Source organism: Pseudoalteromonas sp. TB25, assembly GCF_000497995.1.
In the GTDB taxonomy this organism is placed as follows: Bacteria; Pseudomonadota; Gammaproteobacteria; order Enterobacterales; family Alteromonadaceae; genus Pseudoalteromonas; species Pseudoalteromonas distincta.
On record NZ_AUTI01000258.1, the window covers coordinates 1 to 17,876 of the forward strand.

Genomic DNA, 17,876 nt, shown 5'->3' on the forward strand with positions numbered 1-17,876 from the left:
TGGCAGGTCTAAGTGCGATTCAAACTCAGGGTTAAGCTGCTTAGTAATTTTTGCAGCCATCCAGCTAGCAAACGCTTCGTTTAACCATAAGTCGTTCCACCATTTCATGGTTACTAAATTACCGTACCATTGGTGAGCAAGTTCATGAGCAATAATTGATACATTACGCTGTTTTTTACTGCGTGTTGCTGCAGCTAAATCAACTAATAAAATATCTTCTCGGTAGGTTACTAAGCCTGAGTTTTCCATTGCGCCAAATGGAAACTCTGGTACCGCTACTGAGTCTAATTTTTTGTAAACGTAAGGAATACCAAAATACGCTTCAAGTGCGCCCAGTACTTTTGGCATGTTTTCTTTTGCGTATTGGGCTAAGTGAATTTTACCTTGAGGGGTAATTACACGACCAGGAATTGGCATGCCTTTAATATCTAATTCTTCAAATGGGCCAACAGCCATCGCGACTAAGTATGAAGGAATTGGCGGCGTTTTATCAAAAAAGTGTGTGGTCATATCGCCATCAACCGTTGTTTTTAGTTCTGGCGTATTTGAATATACTTTTTGTGATGTAGGTGCAGTAATCGTTAACTGAAATGGAATTTTGTAACTTGGCTCATCAAAAACAGGAAATGCACGGCGTGCATCACTCATTTCAAATTGAGTAAATAAATAAGGTGTGCCTTGGTCTAACGTTTTGTATAAACCAACGCTTTGACGATTATATGGCGCTGAAAAATCAACTTTAAGGGTATATTTACCTGGTTGGATTTGCTCATCACAGCTAAATTTAACTTTACCTGTTTTAAGCATTTCGTTGTTTAAGTCACAGTTTTCGTCGCCAAGCAGTTGCGCCATTTTAACAGCGTAAGCTACGCCATTTAATTCAATGTATTTTGTTGGTTTTAGTACTTCTAGGGAAATCTCAGTTATCCCTGTGAATGTATCTTGGCTCGGATCGAGTGTTAACGATACCTGTTGAGAACTTGGTTTTGCGAGTTTTTCAATAACGAATTCGTTAGCGTTTGCAGCACCCATTGCCAAAGCAACGCTCACTGTTAAGAGGCTTTTAAGAAACATAGTGATCCCTAGATTGTTGTTGTTAGAAACTACCCTAAATAGGCTTTTTTATGCTCATATTATTAGGGGGTTAGATATCCTAACAGTTTTTTTTAATAGAGTAATTGATTATAACGGTGACTTTAAGGGAAAATAGTAACAAAGTTTGTCAGTGGCTTTCGCGTGTTATAAAACGCTGCCAATGCAGGTGTGAGTTAATAATACGTATTTTTTGGATCACGTTATTTAATAAAAGCACGTCCTTAAATTCATTATGTGGGTATTCGTTAAATCCCATGAGGTAATTAAAGGCGTCTTTAGAGTTGGCTTGCAGAGCATGTATACGCACTTGTTGTTCAAAGTTAAGACGAAGGCTGCTTACGGCTGTTTTCATACCGAGTTGATCAACGTTTGGTATATCACACTTTTGTAAATAGCCGGCTCGCTCACCTTCACCTGAAAACCAAATACGGACTTTTTCACTGTATCTGCCAGTTTTAGCGGGTAAGTCGAACATTAATCGTTGTTGATTTTGTGATTTTATGAATGCTAAATATTCATTAAACCCGGCATCTATAAGTGCCTGATGCACTGGAACTAAGCGAGGTTTTATCTTACCGTGAGTATGAAAATTAAAACATAAGACATCTTTTTCAAGGGACAGATCATCAAGCGTTAGATAGCCAATTTCATCGCTATATGCACCACTGTAGTATGCAATTAGAGGAAGCCAAAAATGCCAGTGTTTTGGTTGCTCACGTGCAACTTTAAAATCACCGTATATATATCCATTATAAAGAGTGTGCAGTTCCATGGCTGAAAAGGGCCGGCGACCAAGATGGGTTTTCAACGTAATACCTTGAAAATAATGATGTGTTTTATTTTATACCCAACTAGCAGTAGATGCTAGTCGGGTTTTATTCGTTCTTAAAATAAAGCGTATAAAGTATTACTCACTTAAAGCGCGAGCTAAACCAGTAGGTTCAATCTCTGTACATACTTGGTCATCATTCCAGTTAATGCCAACAAGTGCGTTATCTTCATTTAAATCTTCAACCCATGCATCTAAAAATTCATCAAGATTTATTTCTACAGGGCTGTAGTCTTTCCACTCTTCTTTACATTGCGCTTTAGCTGCTTCTTCACTTTCCCAAAGCAGTAGTACGTCAGTTTCGTCAAATTGGTTAGAATCGCACACTACAAAGCCATTATCTTCTGCACCAAGTGCCCAAATTACTTCGCTAACACGTACTTTTTCTACAAAGTTAACTAGTTGTGATTCAATTTCGATATCGCTCATGTGTTTACCTTTTTAAATTAGTGACGAGGATTAGTATCTATTGCTGCTTGACGCTTGCCATATTGCTTATGAAAAGCAACAAGCTCTGAATACTGACTAAAGTCAGTTAATTCACGAAAGCAAATCCAATCAAGCAGGCAGTATAAACTGATGTTGAGGTATTCACAGCTTTTAAATTCTTCATCGCTTAAATGGGTATTTAAAAAGCTTAATGTTTGTTCAATTCGTTCGTTTTGCAAATTAAAAAAGAGTTTATCGCTTTTGATGTCAAATCCAGAGCGTTCACATAGCAGCATTTCTACTAGCGAATCGTTACAGGCATTTATAGTCGTAAGTAAGTGCTCTTGCGGCCACGTTAGTTTTGGTTGTCCTGTTTTTTCAAGTAAATAGCGCAATATAGAATTAGAGTCACTAAGTGTTAAGTCGCCATCTACCAGAATGGGAATCTTTTGAGCTGGATTTTTACTGGCCATAGTAGGGCGATCTTGCTCAGAAAATATATCAAGACTCACAAGCTCTAGTTTACAGTTGTTTTGTTGTGCCCAAATTCTAATTCGGCGCACGTAAGGTGAAGGTACAGAACCAATTAATTGCATAATTACTCCATAAAAAAGCCGCATAAGCGGCTTTTATAAAACGTTACTTACGATACAGTTAAATTTATTCTGAACGGCTAGTAACTTCAAGTAAATGATAACCAAATTGAGTTTGCACAGGGCCTTGTACTTGGTTAATTGGAGCTGAAAACACAACTTTATCAAACTCTGGAACCATCATACCAGGACCAAACTCACCAAGAGCACCGCCATCTTGACCTGATGGGCAGTTTGAATGCGCTTTGGCTAATTCAGCAAAGTCTTCGCCTTGCTCAATTTTTGTTTTTAAGTCTAAGCATTGTGCTTCACTGTCTACAAGTATATGTCGTGCGCTTGCTACTGTCATAAAATCTCCCGAGTATAGTGTGGTGTTTTTTTAACCGAATTAAAATGTCATTCTAGTTAGTTTCAACTAATTGTACCAGTATAAACTTATTTATCAGAAAGCACAGTTTCAATTGCAGCAATCATTTGTTCTGAATCAGGTGCTGCTTTGCTGTTAAACCGCAAAACCGTCTCACGATCAGCAGACACTAAATACTTATAAAAGTTCCAATTTGGAGAGCTAGTTTGCTCATTCAAATATTTAAAAATTGGGTTCGCTTTACTACCACGCACTTCGCTTGTAGCAAACATAGGGAAGGTTACACCATAATTTACAAAGCATACTTTTGCAGTTTCTTTTTCACTATCCTCTTCTTGAAAAAAATCATCAGAAGGGAACCCTAATACGACTAAGCCTTGTTCTTTGTATCGTTGATATAGCGCTTCAAGGCCTTTAAATTGGGGTGTAAAACCACAGTTGCTTGCCGTGTTTACTATTAATAAAGGCTTATTTTTAAATTGGCATAAATTAATAGATTCTTTTGAGCGCAGCTTTCGAATATCGACATTGGTAAAATCTTGACAGTCTTGGGTAGAGGTTTGGTTTATAGTTGATGATGTTTCAGCGTGGAGTGGGGCATTAATAAATAAAGCCATTAATCCTATTATAATTTTTTTTAGCATTACATTACTTAAACTTTTCAATTGTTTGATTGGATAATCATACGCTAATATGAAACAAATTGATCAACCTTTGAATGACCTATGACAACCCGTTTAGCAACTATTGATGATCTTAGTGAAATTGTAGCCATTTATAACGAAACCATTGCAGGGCGAATGGTAACTGCAGATACGCAAGAAGTGAGCGTTGACGAAAAGCGTGACTGGTTTAATAGCCACAACGATAAAAGGCCTATTTACGTTTACTGCGAAAATAACCAAGTACTTGCTTGGGTAAGTTATAAATCGTTTTATGGGCGCCCAGCTTACGACGGCACAGTAGAAATGAGCATTTACATTACCAGTAAAGCGCAAGGTAAAGGGCTTGGTAAAAAGCTAATGATATTTGCTCAAACACAAGCTAAGCAATTAAATATTAAAGTATTACTCGGCTTTATTTTTAGTCATAACTTACCGAGTGTTAAATTGTTTAAGCATTTTGATTTTGCAATATGGGGTGAGTTGCCAAGCGTTGCCATAATGGATGATAAGGCGTATAGCCTTACTATTTTTGGAAAACATCTGGAATAAATTATTTTTCATAATGCTGTAATATTTTTTTACAAAATAAGACGAAGGGTTTATGCCAATTAAATAAAAATAGACTACGCTGTTGGGATATTAAGTTTATTAATTTAAAGTGTGGCTTGATGATTCGAAAAATATTAATTATTGATAGTAGTAGTGTCATCGCGATGCGTGTGAAAGTGCTTTTAGAATTAATAGGGTGTGAGGTCGAATTAATTCATTTCAGCATGCTAGACATGTATACCAATATAGGCGATTACGACTTAGTTGTTGTTGCCCATGGTGTGCCTGTTGATTCTATAAAACCGCTTGTAAGCGAAGTAGCGCAAGAGCGCTTTATGCTGCTTGCGCCAAAAGCACAAAGCGGTGAACAACTAACTGCGTTTAGCGAGCTAAATCATATTGCGCCTGACGCAACCGTGGTCTACCCATTTTTTTCTAATAAAGAAATTACTTCTCTTTTAGAGAGCCTATTAGAATTAGGCTCTAACCATATTTTGCAATTACCTACTATTTTACTTGTCGATCATGTTCCTGAACGTCTCGAAAAAATGAAAAATAGCTTAATCGGTGCTCATATCGAGACTCATACTGCAACAACCTCCGCAGAAGCTTTAGAAATTAGTAAAGAAAAGCAAATAGATATACTGATAAGCGATTTTATTTTAGATGACGGAACAGGTTTAGGAATTTTTTCAAATTTAAAAGTAACCCAACCACATTGCCGTTGCTTATTATTTACCTCACGTCCCGATCAAGTTTCAATGATTGAAGCAATTCGTCAAGGCGTAGAAGATGTACTTATTAAACCTTTAAACGATAGCTCACTATTACAATCAATACATAAATTATGGCAAACAGAGTTATTAAAACGTCATAACGCAGAGCTTGTAGAAAGGCTACAAGATACGGTTGATGCCCTAATTGAAAAAGACAGCCTACTTCAGGTTATTTATAAACATACGCCCGATGCAATTATGTTATTTGAAAAGTGCGGTAGAGTGATAGAAGCTAATGATGCTTGCTTGAGACTATTTAACTTACCGTTTAATGAACTCGAAGGTAAATCAGTATTTGATTTTTTAGATGATGATTCAATTTTAGGTATTAAAGATAAGATTTCGACATTAAATAGTAATCGACAATTTAGCTGCGATTTACGTTTATCTAAAACAGCAGGAGGTTATATACCCTTAGTTGGCTCTTTTAATGAGATAGATCACCATGGCGAAATAGCACTTGCGGTCATATTTAAAAATGTAACCCATCTTAAGCAAAAAGAGGATTTATTACTTGAAGCAAAAGATGTTCTTGAAGAGCAAGTAAGAGCACGTACTTCACAACTCGAGCATGCTAAAAATGTGGCTGAGGCTGCAAACTTAAGTAAATCAGAATTTTTAGCAAACATGTCGCATGAACTTAGAACACCTATGCACTCTATTTTAAGCTTTTCTCGTTTTGGTTTAAGTAAATTAGAAGCTGGAGATTTTGCAAAAGAAAAACTCATTAAGTATTTATCGCGAATAGAGAGTAGTGGTGAGCGTTTACTGTCGTTACTAAATAATTTACTCGACCTATCTAAGCTAGATGTAGGTAAGTTTCCATTTAACCCTCGTCCCTATAATTTAGCTAATATTATTAAAACAAGTATTGATGATGTGTCTGGTACTGCAATGGAAAAAGAAATTGAGATTATATTTACCGCACAGCCATTACCTGTAATTGCACAATGTGATGAAGAGCAAATAAACCAGTTACTTCGAAACGTACTAGGTAACGCACTTAAATTTAGCGAACCTAAAAGTAAAATACGGGTAAATTTAGAGTCAGATAATAAGCTTGCTACTATAGAAGTTACCGATAATGGGGTCGGTATACCAGAAGATGAGTTGGAGCATATTTTTACTAAGTTTGTGCAAAGCAGTAAAACAAATAGTGGTGCTGGTGGCACAGGGTTAGGCCTTGCATTGTGTAGAGAGTTTGTATCTTTACACCAAGGTGAAATCACTGCACGTAACAACGAAAATGGTGGTGCAACTATATCTATACAAGTGCCATTAGAAATAAACTTAGACGAGCATTTAGCTGAAGAACAGTTAATACAACACACTAATTAATTGTTTTTTGGCATACCAAGTAACTTTTTAAAGAGTTTGAATGGATGATAAATTATGGCCTTAACTAAAATACTTGCCGTTGATGACGAACCCTTTAACCTAGAAATTATAGAGGAAATTTTAGAGGAGCTTGATTTTGAATTACAAGTAGCAACAAGTGGTCCTGAGTGTTTAAACATGGTTGAAGGTTATATGCCTCAGGTTATATTACTCGACGTAAGTATGCCGCAAATGAACGGCTATGAAGTATGTAAAGCACTTAAAGCAAATCCAAATACCGCACACATTATTGTTATGTTTGTGTCTGCTCGCGGTACTGTTGAAGAACGCATGGAAGGCTATTCTGTTGGCGCAGAAGATTATATTGTAAAACCTTTTGGCCATGACGAACTTAAATCTAAGCTTAAAAATTTAAATCAAGTACTCGTTGAAAAGCAAAGCCTAGAAAAGCAAGTTGAAGATGCAACATCAACTGCATTTAATGCAATGGCCAATAGCAGTGAAATGGGGCAAATAGTTAACTACGTTGAAAACATAGGCTTTATTAACGATCCTCAAGAGCTAGGTAAAGCGCTTGTAGATTGCCTTCAGTCTTTTGATTTACAAAGCAATGTAGAATTTAGAGAAAATAATGAAATTAGCCACTTTGCGCTAAACGGCGTGTGTTCACCTATTGTGGTGGAGCTATTTGAAATGCTGAAAAACAAAGGGCGCTTACATGAGTTTTCGCACCGAATTTTAGTTAACTATGAATTGATTAGCTTACTCATTTTAAATATGCCCGATCATGACCCTGATAAGCATGGTCGTATACGCGACCACGTATGTTTTATTGTCAGTGTTACCGAGCAGCAGCTACGCGCCATCATGACCAAGAAAATGCTTGAATCACAACGAGCGAAACTTAATGCCGTAGCAAGTACTGTTCATAGTAAGTTTCATAGCTTAATTAGCTTGTTGAATGAAAACCGTCAAAACAACGAAAAAGTGTTTAAACAGTTACAAGAAGAGCTCGAAGAACGTATCCCATCAATGGGACTGGATGAAGATCAGGAGGTGTTTATTTATAAAAAAGTAGATGAAACTATCCAAAACTCAGTAGCAAGAGAAGAGTCTGTTAAACAAGTCAAAGCAGCCTTTACAGAGATAGAACAAGATCTATCGTTACTTTTGAAAAACTAGTTACTTCGCAATATAAAAGTTTACTTAAGCGGTGCTATGCATCCCTTGGTAAGCCTTTTTCTACAATTCTAATTAACCTAGCTGTTTTACGAATTTGTAATCGTTGTTTATCGTTTTGCTGAGCAAGTGCCCATTCAATATGCTCTAAAACAAGTTCGCTGCATATTTGGCTTTTATCTTGTAGGGCATTAATAATAGCGGGGCTGAATTCTGCATTACCTAAACCAACTGCTAAATTACGTAACCAACGTTCGTGACCAATGCGACGAATAGGGCTGCCTTCGGTGTTTTTTAAAAATGTAGGCTCATCCCAAGCAAACAGCTCAAGTAAATCTTTATCTTTTAATTGAGTGCGAGGATGAAAGTCATTTTCGTCAGTTATTTGTCCATAACGATTCCAAGGACATACCAACTGGCAATCATCACAACCATAAACACGATTGCCTAATAAAGTTCGGTACTGCTCTGGTATTGGCCCTTGGTGTTCTATGGTTAAATACGATATACATTTACGTGCATCAACAACGTAGGGCTCTACAATTGCACCTGTTGGGCAAAGAGTAATACAAGCAACGCATTTACCGCAGCCTTCAAAGGTGTTTTCTGCATCAATTGGTAGAGGTAAATCAATAAATAGCTCGCCTAAAAAAAACCACGACCCAGCTTCTTGGTTAATTAATAACGAATGCTTACCACGCCACCCTAAGCCGGCTTTTTCGGCAAGTTGACGCTCAAGTACAGGGGCTGAATCTACAAAGGGTCTAAAGCCATACTCGCCAATTTCTTGCTCTATTTTTTGGCCGAGTTTTTTTAAACGATTACGCATTAATTTATGGTAATCACGACCTAATGCATAGCGGCTTATATATGCTTTTTCTTTATTTTTTAAGGTTTTTGCAAAGCCAGCATCGGGAGGCAGATAATTCATTTTTACGGATATAACACGTTGTGTACCAGGCACTAATTCAGCAGGGCGGGCGCGTTTCATACCGTGGGCAGCCATATAATCCATCGAGCCGTGGTAGCCTGCATCAAGCCAACGTTGCAATTGGGCTTCGTGCTTAGATAAGTCAATATCAGTAATGCCCACTTCGCTAAAGCCAAGCTCTTGCCCCCAGGTTTTTATTTGCAGGGCTAATTTTTCATAGTCTGGGGTAGGGTTGCTCACACGCTTTACACACTTAAATTAATAGCTGCGTAATTTACCATATTTATCTGAGCCCGAAAACGCTTCTTAGTGCACAAAGCGCTTTAACTGTTGTTGGGTTTGTAAGCTAAGCTGTTGAGATTGCTCGCTATCGGCTAATGCCGTATCTATTTGTTGTTTAGCTTGCTCCCCTAAAGCTACGATTTGCTCTACCGATTGGTGAGTCGTACTTTGGGTGCCCTCAAGCAAATGTACAGCACTGGCTATTTGTTGCAGCTGCTGCTGGTTGTGCTCAAACTCACTAAGCATTTTAGTAAAGCCATCACAGGTTGCACTAATTGAGCTTTGTGCGTTATTAGAGTGAGTCATTAATTGCTCTGACTCTTTATTTGTCTCGTTTACCAAATCATTCATCTGACTTATAAAGTCGCTAATCTGCCTAGTTGCGCCACTTACCTTTATTGAAAGCGTGCGTACTTCGTCTGCAACTACGGCAAATCCTCTGCCAGCTTCACCCGCTCTAGCTGCTTCTATTGCGGCGTTGAGGGCTAACAAATTAGTTTGATCAGAAAACTCTTCAACCATTTTTAAAATACTACGAATGTTTTCACTGTTCTCTTTTAGTCCCGCAATTGTATTTGAAAAGCTACCTAGCATATTAGTAATAAGTTTTACCTGCTCTACTAAAGCAGCGAGTTCTGACGCAGATAGTTTTACAAAGTTAAGGTGTTCATTATTAACGTTATGTACGCTATCTGTATTATTTACTATGCCTTGTAAGCTTTGGGTTATTTGCATACTGGCATTAATAATACTGTGGCTTAACTGTATTTGTTGCTCACTTGATTGCTCAGTATTTTTCATTGATTCAGTGACTTGTGTATTGCTGTGTGCACTCGCTTGAGCACTGTTATATGTTGTGCTGAGTAACTCACTTAAATGGGCAGTAAATATATTGTATTGTGAACTTAAATCTTTAAATTCGTCATACGAAAAGTGGGGAAGTTTTGCTGCTAAATTTGCATCTTGTTGGTTTATTTCTATCAAAGTATCGCGCATAGCAGTAACAGGGCGAACAATTAAAAAACGCATATAAAAAAGAGTAAAAATAAAACCAGATATAATCACAAGCGTAAGCAGCCAAAATAGCCCTGTACTTTGCTGTTGTTCGCTTAAACTCTGATGCAGCCAAAATAACGTAATTGCTTGGAACAATAATACAAAACTTAAATTACCGACTATTTTACGGGTTAACGTAAAAAAGAATGTTTGCTCTATATAGTTATAAATTTTCATGAAACCACTCATTATGCTCAAGCCCTACGATTGTTATTTAAGTGAGGGGAATGTAAGTTAGCCTTTTTGTAACGACAACAAGTAAGCTTTGGTTCGCGCTGGGTAATTTGTAAAAATTCCGTCTATGCCATACTCAAGCATTAGCGCTATATCTTCTTTCCTATCGACTGTATAAGCATAAATCTTTAGGCCTCTTTTTTTTGCATCCTCTGCAAAGGCCTTATTTATAAAGGTTTTATCTGCATGTACGCTATAAGCGTTTAAATCACTAGCAAACTTTGCATAGTTAATTGGAATAGAAGAAGTAAGGGCGCCTATTTTAAGCCATGGTAGCTTGTTTTTAAGCCACTGTAGTTGATGATGATCAAACGATGATACTAAAATATTGGTTCTCGATATTTTTTTAGCTTCAATGTTTTGTTCTAATTGAGCCACAAACCTTTCTAGTGCAAACGTGTGTTTAAGCTCAATATTTAATAAAGATTTATTGTTATTCCAATCAAACAGCTGCTGAAGAGTAGGAATTTTTTCACCATTTCCAGCATCAAGCTTAGAGAGCTCATGAGCGGTAAAGTTACTCACCCTGCCTTTACCGCTGGTGGTTCTATCAAGCCATGAATCGTGTATTACCATGTAATCATCGAAGGAACTTTGAATATCTACTTCAATACCATCAACACCTACTTTTAACGCTTCTAAAATAGCGCTTTTGGTGTTTTCAGGAAAATCCCCACTGGCACCACGGTGTGCAAATACTTTCATTGTCGAGCCTTTTTAGTGATTGACCACGTTTCAAAACAAGCGGCACTCACTATGAGTGCTCCACCAACTAACGTCATAACAGTAGGACGTTCATGAATAATTACTATAGCCAGTATGGTGCCATAAAGTGGCTGCAAGCAAGAAATTAACCCCGCAGTTGCCGCTGATAAATGCTTTAAACTTGCTGCAAATAACGAGTGCGGTGTAGCTGTAAATATAACACCCGCTACAGCAATTAAAATCAGGTCATGATTACTAACCTCATACACTGGTACTTCTATAAATGCACACAACATAATGCTTGCCACTAAGGTTTGATAAAACATCGTTTGCGGCCCGCCATATTGGCTAAAGTAGCGCTTATGAGTAATGTTTCTTATTGAAAAAAACAATGCTGATATCACACCTGTTATTACACCTAGGGTTACATCATCGCCCAAGTTTGCACTTGGTACTAATAAGTAAATACCTAAAACAACCACCGCTGCACTTATTATATCTTTTGCTTTTGGCCTGCTTTTATTAAATAAGGGTTCTAAAAACACCGTCATTACGGGGTAGCTAAAAAATGCCAGCATTCCAATAGTTATACCGGCCATTTGCATACCAGCAAAATAGGTAACCCAGTGAATACCCACCGCAACACCTAAAAATAACGCAATAAGATAGTCTTTAGGTTTGTTGAGTTTAATTTGTTTTTTTTGAAAATAAAGCATGGCTAAAATAGCCATTCCTGCAATTGCAGTTCTGTAAACGGTAATATCTAAAGCATTTAAACCAATAAGTTTGGCAAATAGAGCGGTCCCGCCAAAAAGTAATACCGCTATGTGTAAATAAATTAAACTTTGTTGCTGAGGCTGCATTTAGTTTCCTTGTTGTACTTTTTGAATATATTAACATTGCTTAAAAATTCTTAAGATGAATTTTTTACCGCATGACAAAAGTCATTAAAGTTGATGACACTTCACACTCTTATTATTTTTGTACGCGGGCATAGTTACCTTACTCAACAGGAGGTAATTATGAATTCTTTAATTTTAATCAGCTTAACTATTAATGAAGTGCTAGAGGCGTTAAGTTTTACTATTACGTACGCAGATTGCTTTATGCTGGTATGCATTTTTATGTTATTTATATTTATTAATAAAAATAGTGCTATAAGTAAAAATAATATGCCTGAGGTATTAGTATGAGCTCGTTAAGCAGCTTTTCTCAACAAAGCGATAAAGGTTTTTGGAAATATGGACATTTAATTTTTACCGGCTTTTATTTACTCCCGCTAATAATTAATTTTTCGAGCTTTACCGTTAACCAAATTGTTATGTCTTTAGCCTTCTATGTTGCTTTTATTCTTTTGTATATAAAAGCAATAAACTGTAAAAGTGCAGGGGTGACTAAGTTATTTGTAGCCATGCTTTTAATTTGTTTTTGCGCTACTTTTTACACCACAGGTACGCCTACTTTATTTGGTTTCGTAGCCTACATAGCAGGCTACTCTTACAGCTACCGTCAAAGAATTTATGCTGCGATCGCAATTATATTCACGGTTTTATTAAGCACATATATTGGAGATATAGGTAAGGTTCAATACTTTTTAGGCGTTGCTTTGATTCTTTGCGCCACATTATTTAGTTACGGTATTGCAGCAAAAAGAGAAAGCTTATACAAAAAGCGCGAACAAGAAAGCGCTAACCAACTAGAGCAATTAGCAGCTATTGCAGAGCGAGAACGAATAGCTCGCGACTTGCATGATATTTTAGGCCACTCATTGTCATCTATTGCTCTAAAGGCTGAGCTTGCTAATAAATTAAACCAAGGAGAGCGATACGCTCAAGCAAATAGCGAAATTGCACAAGTGGCCGATTTGGCAAGGCAGTTGCTTAGCGATGTAAGAAGCGCCGTAAGTGATTTAAAACAGCTTAATCTTGTCAGCCAAGTAGCACAGTTAAAGCAAAGGTTAATAGAGCAAGGATTTAACGTTTCATTTAATGTGGTTTTAAATGCTCTGCCCGCTAAAGTAGAGGGTATAGCAGGCCTTATAATTAAAGAGGCAGTTACTAACTTATTACGCCATAGCAACACAAAAAATTGCGAAATAAATATAGAACAAACAGCGCAGCAGTTACTTATAACCGTAATTGACCATGGTCCGTGCAGTACATTGAATTCGGGCAATGGCCTAAATGGTATTAAAGAGCGAGCAGAGCAACTAAATGGCAGTGCAGCATTTACCTGTGGCGATAATTTTACTTTAAAAGTAGTGCTGCCAATTACAGCTAAGGATTTATAATGATCAGAGTATATTTAGTGGAAGATCAGGCGCTTGTACGCGACGCAGTAGCAGCATTGTTAGGGCTTGATTTTAATATTGAGATTATTGGGCAAGCAAGTAACGGGCAAGATGCACTTAATGCAATTGAGGCACTTGATAGTGATTTACATCCCGATATAATTTTAACCGATATAGAAATGCCAACCATGAATGGTATAGAGCTTAGCGAAAAAATAGCCGCTAAATTTCCTGCTATAAAAATGGTTATTATGACTACATTTTCTCGTGCGGGTTATATTAGGCGAGCGCTTACGACTGGCGTAAAAGGTTTTATTTTAAAAGAAGCACCAAGTGAAGAGTTAATAAATGCGCTTAAAAAAGTAATGCAGGGACAAAAGGTAATTGACCCAGAGCTTGCTATTAATGCATTAGACGACGCAGATCCACTTACGGATAAAGAACGAAAAGCCCTTAAACTTGCAAGCGATGGCCTTAAAACAAGCGACATAGCCAAGCAGCTATTTATTAGCGAAGGGACTACGCGTAACTACCTATCGGATGCCATTTCAAAATTAAACGCTACTAACCGCATAGATGCTGCGCGTATAGCTAAACAAAAAGGGTGGCTTTAATTAGTGGGTTTATAAATTATAAGCAAAGTATTACTATGATATGTAAAAGTAACGAACAGCGCTTAAAATTAGCTTAAAACGCGCTAAAAGAGGTTTTAATGGCAAATTTAATAGAACTAACAACTAAAAATAATATCGCTATACTCACCATGAATACCGCTGAAAACCGCCACAACCCAGCGTTTTTGGCTGAGTTTAATTTACACCTAGACCACATTGAAGCAGAACAAAATATTAAGTCAGTTATTTTAACGTCTTCAAGTGATAAAAACTGGTCATTGGGTATCGACCTTCAATGGATGTCTAATCCAAGTATTTTACCTGCAGCAATTTCAGACTTTATGATTCAAATAAGTGACTTATTTAAACGCATAGTTACTTTTCCTATGCCTATTATTGCTGCGTTAAACGGGCATACCTATGGTAATGGTTCTGTACTTGCGTGTGCGTGCGACTTTAGATTTATGAAATCAGACAAAGGCTTTTTTTGTTTTCCTGAAGTGGATGTAGTGGTGCCGTTTGTTCCGTCGATGTTTCCTATAATTAATAAGGCTATTTCGCAAACTTTCTTTAATCGTCTAGCTATGTCAGGAGAGCGGGTTGGTGCACAGCAGTTGCTAGAGAACAAAGTAGTTGAAGCTGTGTTTGCAAATAACGACGAACTACAAGCGGGTGCACTTGAGTTTGCCCAGCAATTTAATAAAAATCGTTGGATTTACGCTCAAAATAAAACACAAATGAATAAGCAGATTTTACTTACGATGAAAGAAGAAGATCCAAGCTTTATTGATAATATAAGTAAACTGCTGTGGAAAAACCTACAAAAAAAATAGTATAGATTTTAGCATTGCTACGAGATGACTAAACACTTTGCAGTTAAGGGGTCGTTAAGCCCCATTGCGCTAGATTTTTAAACTATACAGCAAGGTAAACAGCAAGGTAAAAGTGCTTTCTTAAAAGTTTAATAGCTTTTACCTGTCTCATTATAACTATATGGGTTAAAATACCTACATAACCAACTAACAAGATAGTGAATGTCAAACCAAGATCCAAATCTCAGTCGAGAACAAGAAAAGTACGAAAACCCAGTCCCTAGTCGTGAGTTTATACTTACTCACCTTCAAGAGCGTTCAAAGCCTGCTAACTACGCGCAATTATGTGAAGAACTAGCAGTAAACGATGACGAACGCCAAATAGCATTTAAACGCCGCCTTCGCGCTATGGAGCGTGACGGACAGCTGTATTTCAATAAATTTAAATGCTACGCCCTAATTGACGAAGCCGGTTTAACCAAAGGCAAAGTAATAGGCCACAGAGACGGTTTCGGCTTTTTAGAAGTTGAAGGCGAGAGTAAAGATTGGTTTATTGCTAAGCACCAAATGAATATGGTGTTACATGGCGACATTGTACTAGCTAAAGGCACTAAACGTGGTTCTGGCTCAAAATGCGATGCACGTATTATAAAAGTGCTTACTAACGAGCGCGCGCCAATTGTTGGCCGTTACTTTGTTGAGCACGGTGTTGCTGTTGTAGTCGCTGAAGACCCGCGCATAACGCAAGATATAATGATTTTACCAGGCAACGAAAACGGTGCCCGCCATAACCAAATGGTGCAGGTTAAAATTACGCAAAACCCAAGCCGTAACATGAACGCGGTAGGTAAAGTTATAGATGTACTTGGTGAGCATTTAGCCCCAGGTATGGAAATTGAAGTTGCACTGCGCAATCACGATATTCCACATGTATGGCCAGAAGAAGTTGAAGCACAAGTTGCTCATCTAGGTGAATTTGTTGAAGAAGCTGACAAACAAGGTCGTGTAGATTTACGTGATTTACCACTTATAACTATTGATGGCGAAGATGCACGCGACTTTGATGACGCCGTATATTGTGAACCTAAAAAATCAGGTGGCTGGCGCTTATGGGTTGCTATTGCCGATGTATCGCATTACGTAGGAATGAACACGCCGCTTAACAAAGAAGCAATTTTGCGTGGTAACTCAGTGTATTTTCCTGAGCAAGTAATTCCGATGCTACCAAAAGTGCTTTCTAACGGATTATGTTCGCTTAATCCAAAAGTAGATCGCTTATGTATGGTTGCCGAAATGACCGTGTCGAGCGCGGGTAAACTTTCGGGTTATAAGTTTTACGAAGCGATAATGAACTCGCATGCACGTTTAACTTACACCAAAGTAAATGCCATTTTACAAAACGACGAAAAACTACGCGAAGAATACTCAGCCGTTGTGCCACATTTAACTGATTTACAGCAAATGTACATGGCACTTAAAGCAGCACGCCAAGACCGTGGTGCCATAGAGTTTGAAACCCTAGAAACACGTTTTGTATTTAACGCTCAGCGTAAAATAGAATCAATAGTGCCTGTTATTCGTAACGACGCGCACAAACTCATTGAAGAATGTATGATTTTAGCCAACGTATCAGCGGCTAAAATTCTTGAAAAGCATGAAGCAAGCGCGCTTTATCGCGTGCATGACGAACCAGATCAAGAAAAACTAGGTAACTTTACTAAGTTTTTAGGCGAGTTAGGTATTGAAAGTACATTAAGCGACGAGCCAACACCAAAAGAAATAACGCAAGTATTAGCGCGACTAGGTGACCGCCCAGAAGCTGAACTTATTCAAACTATGTTACTGCGTTCAATGAAACAAGCTGTATATCAGCCAGATAACATTGGTCACTTTGGTTTAGCGTTATCGGCTTACGCGCATTTTACATCGCCAATACGTCGTTACCCAGATTTAGTAGTGCATCGTGCTATTAAAGCCGTAATAAAAGCACAAGGTCAGCAAACGTCTGGCGAATACGCTTATACCGACGATGAAGTTGATCAACTTGGTGAGCAGTGTTCTACAACAGAGCGCCGCGCCGATGATGCAACTCGCGAAGTAGCTGATTGGCTTAAATGTGAGTTTATGCAAGACCATGTAGGTGAAGAGTTTGATGGTGTTATTTCATCGGTCACTAACTTTGGTTTGTTTATTCGTTTAGATGATTTACAAATTGATGGGCTTATACACGTTACTAATTTAGGCGACGAGTTTTTTGCGCATGATGCTGCAAAACACACCCTAATAGGTGAGCACTCTCACAAAGTTTATCGCCTTGGCGATAAAGTAACAGTTAAAGTTGCGTCGGTTAGTTTAGACGATCGCCGTATAAACTTAACGCTTAAAGGCGATGTTGCACAAGACAGATACTCACGTCGTCGTGCACCAAAAAAAGGTTCAGGTAAGTCTGAGCATGCGCCAGCAAGTGTGCGTTCGCAATTAAAAGCAGGCAAAGTACCAGGTAAAAAGTCGCACAGCGATGACAAACCAAAAGGTAAAAAAAAGCCAGCAAATAAAGATAAAGGCAAGCCTGCAAATAAGTCTGCAACAAAACCTGCAGATAAAAAAGCAGCAGACACTGCCGTAAAGAAAAAACCAAAGAAGAAGGCCGTTAAAAAGCCTAAAAGAGCAGGCAAAAATGCCCGCAAACGTACTAGCCCAGGAGCAGACAATACGTGAGTAATGAATTAATTTTTGGCTTTCATTCTGTTGAAGCAATTTTAGAAAGCGAACCAGAGCGCTTTGTAGAAATTTACGCCCTTAAAGGCCGTGACGACAAACGCTCAACTCCGATTATTGATGAAGCACGTAAATTTGGTATTTCAGTACAGTTTATGCAGCGTAAAGCCCTTGATAGCAAATCAAAAGGTGAGCAGCATCAAGGTATTATTGCTAACGTAAAAGCAGCGCCAACGTTTAATGAAAAAGATCTTGATGCGATAATCGCTCGTGAAGACACACCGTTTTTACTTGTGCTTGATGGTATTACCGATCCGCATAACTTAGGCGCATGCCTACGTAGTGCAGACGCGGCAGGTGTTCACGCTGTGATTGTACCTAAAGATAAGTCGGCTAAGCTTAACGGTACCGCAC

At 38.0% G+C, this 17,876-nt stretch carries 19 protein-coding genes; 9 read left to right on the plus strand and 10 right to left on the minus strand.

Annotated features, from left to right (window positions below):
• The 6 genes from L652_RS0108190 to L652_RS0108215 all read right to left on the minus strand — a co-directional run.
• The coding region (locus L652_RS0108190; RefSeq protein WP_024594639.1) for a M1 family metallopeptidase at window positions 1-1,074 on the minus strand (1,074 nt) is incomplete at its 3' end.
• A gap of 148 nt (window positions 1,075-1,222) precedes the next feature.
• Complete coding sequence (locus L652_RS0108195) at window positions 1,223-1,903, minus strand: hypothetical protein (protein ID WP_002958006.1); 681 nt, start codon at window positions 1,901-1,903, stop codon at window positions 1,223-1,225.
• Between the two features lie 99 nt (window positions 1,904-2,002).
• Window positions 2,003-2,353, minus strand: a complete 351-nt coding sequence (locus L652_RS0108200) for a DUF2750 domain-containing protein (protein ID WP_002958007.1) — start codon at window positions 2,351-2,353, stop codon at window positions 2,003-2,005.
• Between the two features lie 17 nt (window positions 2,354-2,370).
• A complete protein-coding gene (locus L652_RS0108205) occupies window positions 2,371-2,949 on the minus strand; it encodes a glutathione S-transferase family protein (RefSeq protein WP_024594638.1) in 579 nt (192 codons plus the stop codon).
• A 64-nt stretch (window positions 2,950-3,013) separates the two neighbouring features.
• The gene (locus tag L652_RS0108210; protein WP_002958009.1) at window positions 3,014-3,295 is read right to left on the minus strand and encodes a peptidylprolyl isomerase; all 282 of its coding nucleotides are present in this window, start codon (window positions 3,293-3,295) and stop codon (window positions 3,014-3,016) included.
• An 86-nt stretch (window positions 3,296-3,381) separates the two neighbouring features.
• The gene (locus L652_RS0108215) at window positions 3,382-3,957 is read right to left on the minus strand and encodes a glutathione peroxidase (RefSeq protein ID WP_002958010.1); all 576 of its coding nucleotides are present in this window, start codon (window positions 3,955-3,957) and stop codon (window positions 3,382-3,384) included.
• Window positions 3,958-4,038: 81 nt separating this feature from the next.
• Between L652_RS0108215 and L652_RS0108220 the strand changes: the two genes are divergently transcribed.
• The 3 genes from L652_RS0108220 (at window position 4,039) to L652_RS0108230 (ending at window position 7,823) form a co-directional block, all read left to right on the plus strand.
• Window positions 4,039-4,527 (plus strand): GNAT family N-acetyltransferase, encoded by a 489-nt coding sequence (locus L652_RS0108220; protein WP_024594637.1) that lies wholly within the window; start codon window positions 4,039-4,041, stop codon window positions 4,525-4,527.
• A gap of 119 nt (window positions 4,528-4,646) precedes the next feature.
• Window positions 4,647-6,641: an ATP-binding protein gene (locus L652_RS0108225; protein WP_024594636.1), complete on the plus strand. Its 1,995-nt coding sequence runs from the start codon at window positions 4,647-4,649 to the stop codon at window positions 6,639-6,641.
• A 54-nt stretch (window positions 6,642-6,695) separates the two neighbouring features.
• A complete protein-coding gene (locus L652_RS0108230) occupies window positions 6,696-7,823 on the plus strand; it encodes a response regulator (RefSeq protein ID WP_002958014.1) in 1,128 nt (375 codons plus the stop codon).
• A 34-nt stretch (window positions 7,824-7,857) separates the two neighbouring features.
• On the opposite strand, the gene queG is transcribed toward L652_RS0108230, so the two are convergent.
• The 4 genes from queG to L652_RS0108250 all read right to left on the minus strand — a co-directional run bounded on the left by queG (window position 7,858) and on the right by L652_RS0108250 (window position 11,891).
• Window positions 7,858-8,991 carry a tRNA epoxyqueuosine(34) reductase QueG gene (queG, locus tag L652_RS0108235; protein ID WP_024594635.1) on the minus strand — a complete coding sequence of 378 codons (1,134 nt, stop codon included), beginning with the start codon at window positions 8,989-8,991 and terminating at the stop codon, window positions 7,858-7,860.
• Window positions 8,992-9,057: 66 nt separating this feature from the next.
• Window positions 9,058-10,278, minus strand: a complete 1,221-nt coding sequence (locus tag L652_RS0108240) for a methyl-accepting chemotaxis protein (RefSeq protein ID WP_024594634.1) — start codon at window positions 10,276-10,278, stop codon at window positions 9,058-9,060.
• Between the two features lie 45 nt (window positions 10,279-10,323).
• The gene (locus L652_RS0108245; RefSeq protein ID WP_024594633.1) at window positions 10,324-11,028 is read right to left on the minus strand and encodes a glycerophosphodiester phosphodiesterase family protein; all 705 of its coding nucleotides are present in this window, start codon (window positions 11,026-11,028) and stop codon (window positions 10,324-10,326) included.
• Window positions 11,025-11,891 carry a DMT family transporter gene (locus tag L652_RS0108250; RefSeq protein ID WP_024594632.1) on the minus strand — a complete coding sequence of 289 codons (867 nt, stop codon included), beginning with the start codon at window positions 11,889-11,891 and terminating at the stop codon, window positions 11,025-11,027. The genes L652_RS0108245 and L652_RS0108250 overlap by 4 nt, the downstream gene beginning before the upstream one ends.
• Before the next feature lie 159 nt (window positions 11,892-12,050).
• Between L652_RS0108250 and L652_RS1000000125120 the strand changes: the two genes are divergently transcribed.
• The 6 genes from L652_RS1000000125120 to L652_RS0108280 form a co-directional block, all read left to right on the plus strand.
• A complete protein-coding gene (locus L652_RS1000000125120; protein ID WP_164487629.1) occupies window positions 12,051-12,221 on the plus strand; it encodes a hypothetical protein in 171 nt (56 codons plus the stop codon).
• Window positions 12,218-13,318, plus strand: a complete 1,101-nt coding sequence (locus tag L652_RS0108260) for a sensor histidine kinase (protein WP_024594631.1) — start codon at window positions 12,218-12,220, stop codon at window positions 13,316-13,318. Before L652_RS1000000125120 ends, L652_RS0108260 begins: the two co-directional genes overlap by 4 nt.
• Window positions 13,318-13,932: a response regulator transcription factor gene (locus L652_RS0108265; protein ID WP_024594630.1), complete on the plus strand. Its 615-nt coding sequence runs from the start codon at window positions 13,318-13,320 to the stop codon at window positions 13,930-13,932. Before L652_RS0108260 ends, L652_RS0108265 begins: the two co-directional genes overlap by 1 nt.
• Window positions 13,933-14,030: 98 nt before the next feature.
• Window positions 14,031-14,765, plus strand: coding sequence for an enoyl-CoA hydratase/isomerase family protein (locus L652_RS0108270; protein WP_024594629.1), 735 nt, complete (start codon window positions 14,031-14,033; stop codon window positions 14,763-14,765).
• A gap of 201 nt (window positions 14,766-14,966) precedes the next feature.
• Window positions 14,967-17,462, plus strand: coding sequence for a ribonuclease R (gene rnr / locus L652_RS0108275; protein WP_024594628.1), 2,496 nt, complete (start codon window positions 14,967-14,969; stop codon window positions 17,460-17,462).
• On the plus strand, window positions 17,459-17,876 hold a 418-nt coding region (locus L652_RS0108280), incomplete at its 3' end, for an RNA methyltransferase substrate-binding domain-containing protein (protein WP_024603398.1). The genes rnr and L652_RS0108280, both read left to right, overlap by 4 nt.